Source organism: Streptomyces sp. NPDC056580 (assembly GCF_042793175.1).
Classification (GTDB): Bacteria; Actinomycetota; Actinomycetes; order Streptomycetales; family Streptomycetaceae; genus Streptomyces.
In genome coordinates this window covers 1-12,865 of sequence record NZ_JBHTVE010000026.1, presented here as the reverse complement: position 1 = coordinate 12,865, position 12,865 = coordinate 1, and the positions used below count along the sequence as shown (strand labels likewise).

Genomic DNA, 12,865 nt, shown 5'->3' with positions numbered 1-12,865 from the left:
GTGGGTGCCTGGGCAGCCGTTCCCGCGCTGGTGCCTTCCCCTCTGACGCCTCCCCCTGCCGCTGCCCCGACGGCGTCGTCGGCCGGGCCGGGGACTCCTACGCCGGTGGGTGTGACGCGGCCGGGGTGGCCGGAGTCTCGGTGAGGTGTGGGCGTGGGGCGGCCCCCGTTACCTCGGGGCCAGGGTGCGGGGCAGGGCCGGGGCCGGGCTTCCGCGGTGGGGCCGCTGGTTGGCCCAGGGGGCGGCGAGGTGGAGGGAGCAGGCAGTAGTCCGGGGCGTGCTCCTTTGGAGTCTGGGGTTCTCAGGCGGGGCGCTTGGCCATGACGACCACGCACGGCCCGCTCCACTCATCCGCGGGGAGCCGGAGTTCGGCGACCGGGTGTAGTCCGGCCTGTTCGGTCAGGTCCACGAGCTGCTCCGGCCGCCACTTGTGCGTGGTCCAGCGAACGGGCACTCCTCCGTATGCCCCGTGCGCACCGCGTCCTCGTCGCCGACGTGTGTGCCGGTGATGAGGTGCCCGCCCGGTCTCAGGGCGTACGCGAAATGGGCGAGGACCTGGGGAGGGACATCGCGGGAGAGGTTGAACAGGGACCACCACCCGAGTACGCCTCTGAGGGAGGCTTCAGCGAGGTCGAGGTCGGTGGCTGAAGCGGCAGTGCGGTTGGAGACGGCGTGCGTTCTCGATCATGCGGGCAGAGAGGTCGACCCTGGATACGTCGAGTCCGCGTTCGGCGAGGTAACCGGTCACCGTGCCGGGGCCGCAGCCGACATTGAGGACGGGCCCAAGCTCGCCCACGGTGTCGGCGAAGGCGTCGATCGACGCCTTGAGCCAGGGATGGCGACGGATGTCGCCCCTGCCCGTTGTCACCACCATGTGGGCGTAGTTATCGGCCACCTGGTCATAGGAGTCACGGACGACGTCGAGATCGGCTGGACGGACAATAGGGTGCGCGCGCATCGGCCAACGATAGGGCGGTGGCCTTGTGGAAGCCGGGGATACGTGACGGTCGCTCTGCCCGGCACGGGCACGGCAGCCTGCGGCCCCGGTCATCTGCGTGCCCACGGGCGGCCCGACGCGTACATCGCCCGCGAGACGGGCCTGCGCCTGGACCCCGTACGGATGGCTCGACCGCTTCGCCGGCTGCCGACCCTGGCCGACCGCGGGTGCTCGGGGTGCCCGGCCCGTTTCACCCCCGTACAGGTCGCCGAGGCGGGGCGGCAGACGGCTGGAGGGCTGGCTGCGGGGCCGGTGGATGCCCTTGGCAGCCGCTCCCCCACTGGCACCTTCCCCGACGGCTTCGCCGGCCGGGCCGTCGAGGGCGCCTGGGCCGGTGAGTGAGGCGCTGCCAGGGTGGCCGGAGTCGCGGTGCGGGGTGGGCGTGACGTTCGCAGCGGTGGTCGATACGGGCCGAGCTGGTACCTGGGCGGGCGCGGGTCGAGCTCGGCCCTGCGCCGGGGTGCGGCCGAGCCCCCGCCCGGCGCAGGGCCGGGATGAGGCCAGGGTGGGCCGTGGCGGCGGGGTCCCTCGCTGGGCGGTGGGTGGGCGCGGGACCGGGACGTGAGCAGGGGCGCGCGGGTCGGCCCCGGCGCGGCACGGGGCCGAGGTCGCCGGAGGGTCAGCTGATGGTGGGGGTGATGCCCGGGCCGGGGTCACCGTCGACCGTGCGGCCAGGGACGTGGGCTGGGGTGCGAGCCGATGATGGTGCGGATCGCGGCGGCGGACCGCTCGGCGAGAGCGTCGAGTCCGTCGGCGGCGTTGGCGAGCTCGAGGTAGACGCCTTCCTCGTACCTACACGCGCCCTCGGGTAGTTCCGAGCTGTCGGGGAAGTCGTCGCGGGGGTCCGCCCGGTAGCTGATGCACAGATCGCCCTCGTAGTCCACGGTGAACTCGAAGACGGTTCGGTGCGTGCGGGGAGCCTCCGCCGGCAGTGACGCCACAGAACCCGACCTCTTGCCATCCAGCCGGGTCGAGGAGCCGCGCGGTGGTGCGGGCGACGTCGGAGATGGCGAACGGGTACTCCGGCCTGGGGTCGGTGCGCCGACGTGCAGCGCGCGGGGTGCTCGGCGCGGCGTACGGCGTGCGAGTGCCGGGGCCGCGTGGCCATTGGTCGTGGGTCAGCGGCGGCTGCGCCGGGGGCGCTGGGAGTGCTCGCCCGCTGAGGGCCCTCTTCCGGCTGGGCACGGTGAACTTCCTGGTGGCCAGGTCGTAGACCACCCAGGGGGCGTAGGCGTGCGCGCTGATGTAGGGCTGGTGCTGCCGGTCGTTGTTCGGCCCGTACAGGTTGAGGAAGTGCGGGAACTGCCCGGCGCCTGCGAGAGAGTTCAGTGTGTCGGTGAGGTTCTGCCCCAGCACGTCTGCCCCGGCGGCCGGGCCGGGGGTGGTCGGGTCGGGAGTGGTCACAGCATGGGGCCTCTTGTGTGAGCTGCTGGCGTGCGGGGCGCGCCGGGCTACACGGTCCAGGGCTCGGGGGGTTAGGGCGGCAAGCGGCGACGGCGGTTCGTCGGCCCCCGTCCCCCGGACCGTGGGACTGGGGGACGGGTGGGGTGGTGCCGGGGGCGGAGGCCGGGGGTGGGTGCCGGGTGAGTCAGTCGAGGAGGCCGGTGACGGTCGTGACTCCGCGCTGGGAGGTGAAGGTGACGGTGGGGTCGAGCGGCGTACTTTCAGCCCAAGTCGTAGTGGGTGAAGAGCCCGAAGGACGGCAGGTCCATGGCGAGCCGCGGGAGGCTGGTGTAGCCGTGGGACGTGAAGAAGCGTTTCCTGTCGTGTTCTTGGCGCAGCGTCAAAGCCCGGTATCCGGCGTTGCGGAAGTCGGTCTCGACGCGGGCCAGGGCTGGACGCGATGCCTTGACGGCGGTGGTCGGGGTGGACGGCGATGGTGTTGATGTTGGAGACCCGCTCGATGAGAGCGCGCCGGGTGTGGGTGGGGATCTGCCGCTCCAGCATCCATCGGGCCCGGCCGGCGTGGACGGCGCCGGCGGGGGTGCTGTCGGCGTGACGGCGAACAGGAAGTGGTTGAAGCCGTGGGAGAACGGTCCCCTCTCGTCCTCCAGGGCCTGTCCGATGGTGTCCTTCAGAGCGTGGAGATGGTCGGCGGCCAGATGGAGGTCGACGAGCAGGGTGAGGGCGAAATAGGTGTCGAGCTCGTCGGCCCGCGCGGGGCGGATCGTGATGGCGGGAGAGTGCGGAAGGGTGGTTATACGGGGATGCCCCTTTTCGGTCCGGGAGAGCGGGGGCCGGACTCGCCTTGAGGGGGGCGGGGGTCCGGCGGCGTCCGAACCGTGGCGGGGTCGGGGACGGCGGCGGCACGCGGGCGGGCGTGGGGGCGCGGCAGGGCAGGGCGGGACGCGGTGTGCCCGGCGCGGTGGGGCGGGGTCGGGACACGGTGTACGGGCCCGCGCCTGGGGGCCGGGGAAAGAGGCAAAGGGGCCGGTGATGCCACGGGGCAGGCGATCCCCGGCCGGTGGCGGGCGGTTCGCCGAGTACCTCTGGCACTTTGTGCGTGATGGCGGTGTGCGCGGTGAGCCGGTGGTGAGTGCGGTGCCGGGACGCGGTGTACGAGGCCGGGGCTTGTCGCCCCTGCACCCCGTGAAAGGGGGCCGGGGAACGCGTCGGGGTGGGCGCGGGGCTGCGACGGAACGTGGTGTCCCGGCGCGGGACGGGTGGTGGGGGCTGGGAGTCCATGGCTGTTCAGGGTGTCGGGGCCGGGTGGCCGCTGGCGGAGGGTCAGCGGCGGCCGCGCCGGGGGCAGTGCACCACTCCGGATCGTGCGTGATCTCCGGTGACTCCGGCGGCCCCGTCTACACCGTGAAGTCGAACGGCCACGTCAACGCCAAGGGCATCATCTCGAGTGCTGGCTGCGACTCGGTGAGCGACGACAGCGAGTGCAGTGACGGCTGGGACGGCAAGTGCACGGTGTTTCTTCACGGACATCGCTCTGGCAGAAGAGGCGCTTCCCGGAGGGGTCAAGAAGTGGTGAAACGAACGGTGAGACTCACAGTCCTCGCCGCCGTGTCCGTCGTGGCGATGACCGCGTCGGCGTGCAGCAGCTCCAAGCCGTGCGCCGGAGTCGGCGTCACCTCGCAGATCGGCGTGATGTTCCTCCAGCGGGGCTACACCGACCTGGCCGGCGCCTCCTACGAACTCTGCGCAGGAGGCAGATGCGGCAAGGGCCACTTGGAACAGGAGGACATCACCCGGATCAGCCTGCGCCTTCCCGACGACGTGGATGAGCACCTTGGCACAGTCCGCTTCCGCGTCACTCCCAAGGGGAGCACCCGTCCCAAGATCGACGCGTCCACCGACGTCAAGCTGACCCGCCAGCCCGACGGCTGCGGTGGCGGCGCCTACAGCGAAGGCCTCGCCTTCACCAAAGAAGACGGCCTGACCACGAAGATCCCAAGCGTGAGCGCGGCCTGGCGCAGGCACCTCGATTCACTGGCCTCGCCCTCCGAGTCCTTCTGACACGCGCTCCTCTCCACAGCCGGTAACCGGCTGTGGAGAGGAGCTGACAGCCAGATGCGGTGCCCGCCACTCGCCGGCGAGCCACGGACACCGAGGAAGCCGCACCGCTCCTTTGAGAGATCACGACCGATAACTGCTTACCGAGGCAGCAGCTACCTGGAGGGCAAGCGTTGTCGGCCGTCGCCCCTGTGCCTACCTGGAGCGCGCCGACGTGGGCGAGGGTGCGGTCCGGGGCGCGGCGTCCACGGAGGCGGCTGCGCCGTGAGCCCGAGACGCCCGCAGCCCCCCGGCCAGTCCCCCGATCACCACCGCGATCCCCAGCCACACCGAGGGTCCCGGCAGCCCCGTGCCCGTCGCCGTGCCGGTCGCTGCCGCCGCGAGCGGGGCGATGCCTGTGAGGAGGCCCGCGCGGCCGGCACCGACGGTGCGTACGGTCGAGTACCAGAGCACGAAGGCGACCGCGGTGACCAGCAGTGCGAGGTAGCCCACGGCCGCCCACTGCGCTCGCGTCAGCTCTCCCGCCGCCGTGGGACCTTCGCGTGTCACGCCGAGGACGGTGAACAGCACCGCGCCCAGCCATGACGCGTGCACCGACACCCCCCACGGCGTGTGCCGGCCGAGCACGGGTACCGCCAGCAGCGTGAACGCCGCCTCGCAGCCCAGGGCCAGGGCCGCCCAGGCCACCCCGGCCGCATCCGTACGGCCCGTGCCTTCCACCAGGACCGCGCCCGCCACCACCACGGGCGCCGCCAGCAGCACCTGCCGGCTCGGAGCGCGCCGTTCCAGCAGCGGGCCCAGGACCCCGAGGACCACCGGCACCGACGCCACCGCGACCGCGATCACCGCGGGCTCCGCGTGCGCGACCCCCCGCACCACGGCCACGTTGAACAGCACCAGCCCCGTCACCGCGAGTCCCGCCAGCCACAGCCACTCCCGGCCGCGCGGCCGGACCGGGCGGGTTCCGGCGAGCCGGGCGAGGAGCAGCAGGATCGCGGTCGCGGCCGCGTAGCGCACGGCCTGGGCGGTGAACAGGGGCGCATCGACGAGCGCGTGCGACACGCTGACGCTGCTGCCGACCAGCACCATCCCGAGCATGCCGGGGACCAGGGGCGCGAAGGATGCGGAAGGGGTGTCCATGGGTCCACCCTGGTCGCACAATGGACGCCATGGGCAGGTCCAAAGAGCCGTCGGTCGAGGGGTCCAAGACCGCCGCAGCGGACGCGATGGGGAGATCGGCCGGTACGGCTTGCGGGGCCGGCGGCGCGGCCGACGGCCGTCCGTCTCGGCCCGGTGCCTCCCTCGGTTCCGACTTCCTGCAGCTCGACGTCGCCGACGCGCCCCCGGGCGGGCGGACCGCCTGGCTCGCCGACCGGCTGCGGTCGGCCATCGCCGACGGCCGGCTGCCGGTCGGGACGCGGCTCCCCGCCAGCCGCGTGCTCGCCGAGGAGCTCCGGGTCACCCGGGGCGTGGTCACCGAGGCCTACCGTCGGCTGTCGGAGTCGGGCCAGATCGCCGGCCGGGGCGCAGGCGGCACGGTGGTCGTCGCCGCCCCGGCGCCCGCGGCGTCTTCCTCAGCCCTGCCCACAGCCTCCTCCGCATCCGGCCCTCCCTCGTCCTCGTCACCCCCCGCCGCCGGGCATCGGGCCTCCCACCCTCGCACCCCCACCCCCGTTCCCGACGCCTTCTTCGCCTCCCCCACCGCGACGGCCTCGTCGACGCCCTGCGCGGCCTGCCCTGCCGGATCGACCTCTGCCCGGGCGTGCCCGACCTCGCCGCCTTTCCCCGGACCGCCTGGCTGCGCGCCGAACGCGCCGTCCTCGCCGCAGTCACCCCGGCCGACTTCGGCTACGGCAGCCCCCAGGGCGCGCCCGCGCTGCGGCGGGCCGTTGCCGGCTGGCTGGCCCGCAACCGCGGCATCCGCGCCGAACCGGACGAGGTCGTGGTGGTCGCCGGTGTGGCGCAGGCCCTGGGGCTGCTCGGGCAACTGCTGCGTGCCGAGGGCGTCGACAGTGTCGCCGTCGAGGACCCCGGCTCGCTCGGCGCGCGCCAGCAGCTGGAGTACGGCGGCCACACGACCGTCCCCGTCCCCGTGGACGCCGGCGGCCTGGACGTCGACGCGCTGCGGGTCTGCGGGGCCCGGGCGGTGCTGATGACCCCGGCGCACCAGTTCCCCACCGGCGTGGTCCTGGACGGGGAACGCCGGCGCGAGCTGCTGTGCTGGGCGGCCGAGGGCGGCGTCGTGATCGAGGACGACTACGACGCCGAGCACCGCTACGACCGGCCCCCCGTACCGGCACTGCGCTCGCTCCTGCCCGACGGGGTCTGCTACGCGGGCAGCGTCTCCAAGCTGCTCGCCCCCGCACTGCGGGTCGGCTGGCTCCTGGTTCCGCCGCGTCTGCGCGACGCCCTGGTCACCGCCAAGCGGTACGCCGACCTCGGCAACGGCATCCTCACCCAACTCATCCTGGCCCGGCTCATGGACTCGGGCGAGCTCGAACGGCACCTGCGCCACGTCCGGCGCCGCCACCGCAGGCGCCGGGACGTGATGGTGCGGGCCGTCGAGGCACACCTGCCCGGCGCCCGCGTCCACGGGGCGGCCGCGGGACTGCACCTCATGGTCACCTTCGCCGACGGGCCCGGCAGCCGCGTCCGCGACACCGACCTCGCCGCGGCCGCGCTCGCTCGGGGTGTGAAGGCCCACCCCCTGTCCTGGCACCGCCTCACCCCCGGCCCGCCCGGCCTGGTCCTCGGCTACGCGGCGGGCGCCGCCCACGAGATCGAGGAGGGCATCGCCCTCATCGGGGAGGCGCTGCGGGCCCTGCCCGCTGCCGCCTGACCCCGCCGCCGCCCGGGCCACCCATCCAAAACGCCGCCGCGCACCTGCACGGACTGCTGGACGGCAGGCGGGCCGGGAACCGGTGACAGCGCCGAAAAAAGGTGCACGCTCACCCGGCCCCCGGCGACGGATCGTCCGGTGACGTCAGGCGTCGTCGCCCCGCTCGCCCTCCGCTTGGGACGGCTCGCTGCGCTCTGCCCTCCCGGCCTGCCGCGAACGTGCTCAATCGGTCAGGCCAAGCGCCCCCGCTGCCTGGATCGCCAGCCAGACCTCGGTCAGGGCTCCCGTCGATGTCAGATCACGGTCGGTGAGAGCAGCGAAACGGCGTAGCCGGTAGGCGAGGGTGTTGGGGTGGATGTGGAGCGCCGCCGCGGCCGTCTCGGTGCGGCGGTCGCGCTCCATCCAGGTGCGGGCGGAGACCAGCAGCTGGGAGTCGTGGGTTTCGTCGTAGCGCAGGACCGCGCCAAGCACGTACTCGACCAGCGCGGTCAGGGCAGCGGGGTCGTCGGGCAGCCACCGGCCCGTCGCGTCGTCGCCGTATCGGACGACGGGGCGACCCGACTCCACGGCCTTGGCGACCGCCCAGAGCGCCTCGCGCTGGGCGACCTTCAGCGCGGCGCCCGGCAGGAAGGGGCGGCTGGCCCCGGCTGCCCCGGCCTGAAGCTCACCGACGGCCACCGCCAGTTCCGACGGCCCGAGGACGTAGCGGTCCTCACCGCGGGTGAGCAGCAGATGGGGTTGGTCCTGCAGACAGGACAGCAGCGCCTCGTCGGTGGTGTGGCGCACCACGAGCAGTACGGTGTCGCCCTCGATGGCGTGCCGGGCGAGCCGGCGGCGCGCCACCTCCGGCTCGAGCGCCTCCTGCAGTAGTTCGGCCAGTGTCTCCGCGCCCTCGCGGCGCAGCGTCTCGCGCTCGTTGCGTATCATCGCCAGCCGCAGCGCCGCCACCGTGGCGATGTGCTGGACGACGGCGAGTCCCGCGGGCTGGGCGCCCTGACGCTCGTATGCGACCAGAAATCCCGCCGGGCCGCCGGGCGCGGGCACCGGGAGGACGAATCCGCCGGGGATCGTCGGCGGGGCGTCGGTGGAAGCGGGCAGGACAGCGGGATCCGGCACGGGAATACCGGGCAGGAGCGGGTGGCCCTGCGGTGTGCAGAGATAGACGTCGTAACCCGACAGGTCTTCGAGGCGGCGCAGAAGTGTCGGCGTGTCGAGATCCTCGGCGACCAGCCAGCGCAGCGCGCCGAAGACCTGGAGCTGCGCGCCCAGCCGGTGCCGGGCGTCCTCCTGGGCCGCGGCCGCGACTTCCTGGGCGACCGCGATGAACGGGACGGCGAGCGGCACTTCGAGGACCGGGAAGCCCCGCTCCTCCGCCGCCTGGAAGAACGCATCGTGCAGCGGGGGCATGTGCAGCTGCGCGGAGAGGGCGAGAGCGGATACCCCGGCGTCGTCCAGCCGCTCCAGGTAGGCGCGCTGTCCGGCCGCAGTACGGGGGACCGCCAGGCCCGCCGTCATGATCACCTCGGCGCCCAGGAGCCAGGGAGTGGGATCGGCAAGCTCGCTTGCGTGCGCCCAGGAGACGGACCGGTCCAGACCGGCGCTGCCGGCCTTCACGGAGAGCTGGAGCGCCGGGAAGGAGAGCAGATCGCCGACGGTGAGTTTGTTGCTGGCCACACAAAACAGCGTACGGCTCTGTGGCAGACACAATTGTCGCTGGTCATTCGCGGGCCGCACACTGTGCACCGTCGCCCCTGCACGACCAGAAGGTGGAGCACCCATGACGGCCTCGGTAACCGAGATAGAGACCTATGGTGTCGAGCGGATCCCGGACAAGGACCGTTCAGCCCGCCCGATCGATCTGTTCCGGCTCGCCTTCGGCGGTGCCAACACCTTCGCGACCTGTGTGCTGGGCGCCTTCCCGATCCTTTTCGGCCTCTCCTTCTGGCAGGGGCTCGCGGCGACCGTCCTCGGTCTCGTGGCAGGTGCGCTCCTGCTGGCCCCGATGGCGCTGTTCGGCCCCGCCAACGGCACGAACAACGCTGTCTCCTCCTCCGCGCACCTGGGTGTGCACGGCCGGGTCGTCGGCTCGTTCCTCTCCCTGCTCACCGCCATCGCGTTCTTCTCGATCTCGGTGTGGTCCTCGGGGGACGCGCTCGTCGGCGGCGCGCACCGGCTCGTCCACGTCCCGGAGTCGGACCTGACATACGGCATCGCGTACGCGATCTTCGCCGGGCTCGTCCTGGTCGTCTGCGTCTACGGATTCCGGTTCATGCTGCTGGTCAACAAGATCGCGGTGCTGGCGGCGTCGGCCCTCTTCGTGCTCGGCGCCTTCGCCTTCGTGGGCGACTTCGACCCCGGTTACCCAGGAGCCTTCGCCTCCACGGCCGACCCGCTGTTCTGGCCTTCGTTCATCGGCTCCGCGCTGATCGTGCTCTCCAACCCGGTCTCCTTCGGCGCGTTCCTCGGTGACTGGTCCCGCTACATCCCGGCCGGGGCGCCGCGCCGCCGGGTGATGGGGGCCGCGTTCCTCGCCCAGATCGCCACCCTGCTGCCGTTCCTCTTCGGCCTGGCCACCGCGTCGATCATCGCGTCGAAGGCCGAGAAGTACGTCGACCCTGCCGCCCCCAACTACGTGGGCGGACTGCTCGCGATCTCACCGGGCTGGTACTTCCTGCCGCTGTGCCTGATCGCCCTGATCGGCGGCCTCTCCACCGGCACGACGTCCCTGTACGGCACGGGGCTCGACTTCTCCAGCGTCTTTACGCGCTTCAGCCGCGTCCAGGCCACCTTCTTCATCGGTGCGCTGTCCATCGCGTTCATCTTCGCCGGCCGCTTCGCGCTCAACCTCGCGCAGTCCATCTCCACCTTCGCCACGCTGATCATCACCTGCACCGCGCCGTGGATGATCGTCATGACGCTCGGCTACGTCACCCGGCGCGGCTGGTACGACGCGGAGGCTCTGCAGGTCTTCAACCGCCGTCAACGCGGCGGCCGCTACTGGTTCACGCACGGCTGGAACTGGCGCGGCATGTCCACCTGGCTCGTCTCCGCCGTCGTGGCGCTTCTCTTCACCAACCTGCCCGGCCAGTTCGTCGGCCCGCTCGGCGATCTCGCGGGCGGCACGGACATCTCGCTGCCGGTCGGCCTCGCCCTCGCGATCGTGCTCTACCTCGCCCTGCTCGCTGTGTTCCCCGAACCGCGCGCCGTGTACGGGCCGGCCGGGCCCCGATTCGTGCGGGCGTCGGATACCCCGGTGCCGCCGATCACCGGCGACACCGAGGAGACCGCCACCGAGCCCGCCGCGGCCCACTGAGGCCTCGCCGTCACCTACGTAACCGAACGCCTTGCGTTCCGGCCTCGACCGCCGAACGCCCGTGACCAGGAGCCGTGCATGAGCACCACCACCGTCCAGGAGGTCCGGACCGCTGCGGACGCGCTTGTCGCCGCCTTCGCCGAGGGCCGTCTCGACGACTACTTCGGCGCCTTCGCCCCCGACGCGACCTTCGTCTTCCACACCACCCCGCAGCGGCTCGGTTCCACGGCCGAGTACCGGGCGCTGTGGCAGCAGTGGGTGGAACAGGACGGCTTCCGGATCCTCGGCTGCACTTCGTCCGCACAGCTGATCCAGCACTTCGGCGACACGGCCGTCTTCAGTCACGACGTCGAGACCCGGGTCGCCACCCACACCGGCGAGGAGACGGTCCACGAACGGGAGACCATCGTCTTCACCCGCGCCGACGGCGGCCGCTGGGTCGCCGTCCACGAGCACCTGTCCGCCCGTGCCGCCGTCTGACCAGGGGATACGTTTCATGAGCACCACCTTCCGCAACTACATCGACGGTGCGTTCGCGGACGCCTCGGACGGCCGCACGCTCGATGTGGTGGACCCCACCACTGGTGACGTCTACGCGACTTCCCCGCTCTCCGGGGCCGCGGACGTGGACGCTGCGATGGCGGCCGCGGCCTCGGCGTTCCCCATCTGGCGCGACACCACACCGTCCGTACGGCAGCGCGCACTGTTGAAGATCGCCGACGCGATGGAGGCACGGGCCGACGAACTGGTGGCCGCGGAGAGCCGGGACACCGGCAAGCCGCTCCACCTCACCCGCAGTGAGGAACTCGCCCCCGCAATCGACCAGGTCCGCTTCTTCGCGGGCGCGGCGCGCATGCTGGAGGGCCGCTCGGCCGGCGAGTACATGGAGGGAATGACCTCTGTCATCCGCCGCGAGCCGGTCGGTGTGTGCGCCCAGGTCGCGCCATGGAACTACCCTCTGCTGATGGCGGTGTGGAAGTTCGCCCCGGCGCTCGCGGCGGGCAACGCAGTGGTCCTCAAGCCCTCGGACACCACCCCGGCCTCCACCGTTCTGATCGCCGAGATCATCGGCGGTGTCCTGGAGGAGCTGGCACTGCCCCGCGGAATCTTCAACGTGGTCTGCGGTGACCGTGAGACGGGCCGTCTGATGGTGGAGCACCCGACCCCCGCGATGGCGTCCATCACCGGTTCGGTACGCGCCGGCATCCAGGTCGCCCAGAGCGCCTCGAAAGACGTCAAGCGGGTCCACCTGGAACTCGGAGGCAAGGCCCCGGCCGTGATCTTCGAGGACGCCGATCTGGCGAAGGCGGTCGAGGGCCTGGTGATCGGCGGCTTCTTCAACGCCGGGCAGGACTGCACGGCCGCCACCCGCGTCCTGGTCCACGAGACGGTCCACGACGAATTCGTCGCCGCCCTCGCCGAAGCAGCGGCCGACACCAGGACCGGGCTGCCGGACGACGAGGACGTGCTGTACGGACCGCTGAACAACGCGGGCCAGCTGGCCCAGGTCAGCGGCTTCATCGAGCGCCTCCCCGAACATGCCAGGATCGAGGCGGGCGGCCACCGGGTCGGCGAACAGGGCTACTTCTACGCCCCGACCGTGGTCTCCGGCCTGAAGCAGGACGACGAGATCATCCAGAACGAGGTCTTCGGCCCGGTCATCACCGTCCAGTCCTTCACGGACGAGGACCAGGCCGTGCGGTACGCCAACGGCGTCGACTACGCGCTGGCCTCCTCGGTGTGGACCAAGGACCACGCGCGGGCGATGCGGATGTCGAAGAGACTCGACTTCGGCTGTGTGTGGATCAACACCCATATGGCCCTGGTCGCCGAGATGCCGCACGGCGGGTTCAAGAAGTCCGGCTATGGCAAAGACCTCTCCGCGTACGGCTTCGAGGACTACACCCGGATCAAGCACGTCATGACGTCGCTCTGAGGTCCGGCAACTCGTCGGCCGCCCCGGGCTGTCCCGGGGCGGCCGAGGGGTCCACTCATCAAGCCTGGCGTAGGGCGCGGGCGCGCAGAGACACTCCCGGGCTTCCTGGGGCAACCGCTCCAGCATGATCGGCCGACCTCCACCACGAGGCCGCTCACACCCCGGGTCGGCGGCACCGGCGCGGCGCGGCGCGGTGGGTGTGAGACGGAGCCCGTGTGGCGCTCGTGACAGTAACCGTCACCTTCGTCCCGGCCGGGGCCTGGGCCACCTTCGGCGTGACGGCCGGCTACGAGGTTCCCGGCGACCCGGGCACGCCCG

The 12,865-nt window shown here is 72.2% G+C and carries 11 protein-coding genes and 1 pseudogene; 6 read left to right on the top strand and 6 right to left on the bottom strand.

The annotated features are described in order from the left end of the window. Positions 1–301: 301 nt before the first annotated feature. Positions 302–454, bottom strand: coding sequence for a hypothetical protein (locus ACFQ9Z_RS36625; protein WP_383030380.1), 153 nt, complete (start codon positions 452–454; stop codon positions 302–304). Between the two features lie 168 nt (positions 455–622). After that, positions 623–958: a methyltransferase domain-containing protein gene (locus ACFQ9Z_RS36620; RefSeq protein WP_383030378.1), complete on the bottom strand. Its 336-nt coding sequence runs from the start codon at positions 956–958 to the stop codon at positions 623–625. Positions 959–1,000: 42 nt separating this feature from the next. On the opposite strand from ACFQ9Z_RS36620, the gene ACFQ9Z_RS36615 reads away from it, so the two are divergent. Continuing rightward, positions 1,001–1,339, top strand: a complete 339-nt coding sequence (locus ACFQ9Z_RS36615; protein ID WP_383030375.1) for a hypothetical protein — start codon at positions 1,001–1,003, stop codon at positions 1,337–1,339. A gap of 311 nt (positions 1,340–1,650) precedes the next feature. On the opposite strand, the gene ACFQ9Z_RS36610 is transcribed toward ACFQ9Z_RS36615, so the two are convergent. Further along, positions 1,651–1,938, bottom strand: coding sequence for a hypothetical protein (locus ACFQ9Z_RS36610; RefSeq protein WP_383030370.1), 288 nt, complete (start codon positions 1,936–1,938; stop codon positions 1,651–1,653). 723 nt (positions 1,939–2,661) lie between these two features. After that, positions 2,662–2,784 carry a hypothetical protein gene (locus ACFQ9Z_RS36605; RefSeq protein WP_383030368.1) on the bottom strand — a complete coding sequence of 41 codons (123 nt, stop codon included), beginning with the start codon at positions 2,782–2,784 and terminating at the stop codon, positions 2,662–2,664. 1,201 nt (positions 2,785–3,985) lie between these two features. On the opposite strand from ACFQ9Z_RS36605, the gene ACFQ9Z_RS36600 reads away from it, so the two are divergent. Next, positions 3,986–4,462, top strand: coding sequence for a hypothetical protein (locus ACFQ9Z_RS36600; RefSeq protein ID WP_383030365.1), 477 nt, complete (start codon positions 3,986–3,988; stop codon positions 4,460–4,462). Positions 4,463–4,654: 192 nt separating this feature from the next. Here ACFQ9Z_RS36600 and ACFQ9Z_RS36595 read toward each other — a convergent pair whose 3' ends face one another. Beyond that, positions 4,655–5,599, bottom strand: coding sequence for an EamA family transporter (locus ACFQ9Z_RS36595; protein ID WP_383030363.1), 945 nt, complete (start codon positions 5,597–5,599; stop codon positions 4,655–4,657). Positions 5,600–5,685: 86 nt separating this feature from the next. Between ACFQ9Z_RS36595 and ACFQ9Z_RS36590 the strand changes: the two are divergent. After that, a pseudogene (locus tag ACFQ9Z_RS36590) lies at positions 5,686–7,298 on the top strand (PLP-dependent aminotransferase family protein). Positions 7,299–7,520: 222 nt separating this feature from the next. Here ACFQ9Z_RS36590 and ACFQ9Z_RS36585 read toward each other — a convergent pair. Beyond that, positions 7,521–8,972, bottom strand: coding sequence for a PucR family transcriptional regulator (locus tag ACFQ9Z_RS36585; protein ID WP_383030361.1), 1,452 nt, complete (start codon positions 8,970–8,972; stop codon positions 7,521–7,523). A 103-nt stretch (positions 8,973–9,075) separates the two neighbouring features. Here ACFQ9Z_RS36585 and ACFQ9Z_RS36580 point away from each other — a divergent pair, with 103 nt between their 5' ends. The 3 genes from ACFQ9Z_RS36580 (at position 9,076) to ACFQ9Z_RS36570 (ending at position 12,547) form a co-directional block, all read left to right on the top strand. After that, positions 9,076–10,611, top strand: coding sequence for a purine-cytosine permease family protein (locus ACFQ9Z_RS36580; RefSeq protein ID WP_383030359.1), 1,536 nt, complete (start codon positions 9,076–9,078; stop codon positions 10,609–10,611). 78 nt (positions 10,612–10,689) lie between these two features. Then, complete coding sequence (locus ACFQ9Z_RS36575; protein ID WP_383030357.1) at positions 10,690–11,091, top strand: nuclear transport factor 2 family protein; 402 nt, start codon at positions 10,690–10,692, stop codon at positions 11,089–11,091. A 16-nt stretch (positions 11,092–11,107) separates the two neighbouring features. Beyond that, positions 11,108–12,547: a gamma-aminobutyraldehyde dehydrogenase gene (locus tag ACFQ9Z_RS36570; RefSeq protein ID WP_383030355.1), complete on the top strand. Its 1,440-nt coding sequence runs from the start codon at positions 11,108–11,110 to the stop codon at positions 12,545–12,547. Positions 12,548–12,865 lie beyond the last annotated feature (318 nt).

Coding starts and splice junctions, on each gene's coding strand:
- ACFQ9Z_RS36570 (WP_383030355.1), top strand. CDS start 11,108: ATGAGCACCACCTTCCGCAACTACATCGACGGTGCGTTCGCGGACGCC.
- ACFQ9Z_RS36620 (WP_383030378.1), bottom strand. CDS start 958: ATGCGCGCGCACCCTATTGTCCGTCCAGCCGATCTCGACGTCGTCCGT.
- ACFQ9Z_RS36580 (WP_383030359.1), top strand. CDS start 9,076: ATGACGGCCTCGGTAACCGAGATAGAGACCTATGGTGTCGAGCGGATC.
- ACFQ9Z_RS36595 (WP_383030363.1), bottom strand. CDS start 5,599: ATGGACACCCCTTCCGCATCCTTCGCGCCCCTGGTCCCCGGCATGCTC.
- ACFQ9Z_RS36575 (WP_383030357.1), top strand. CDS start 10,690: ATGAGCACCACCACCGTCCAGGAGGTCCGGACCGCTGCGGACGCGCTT.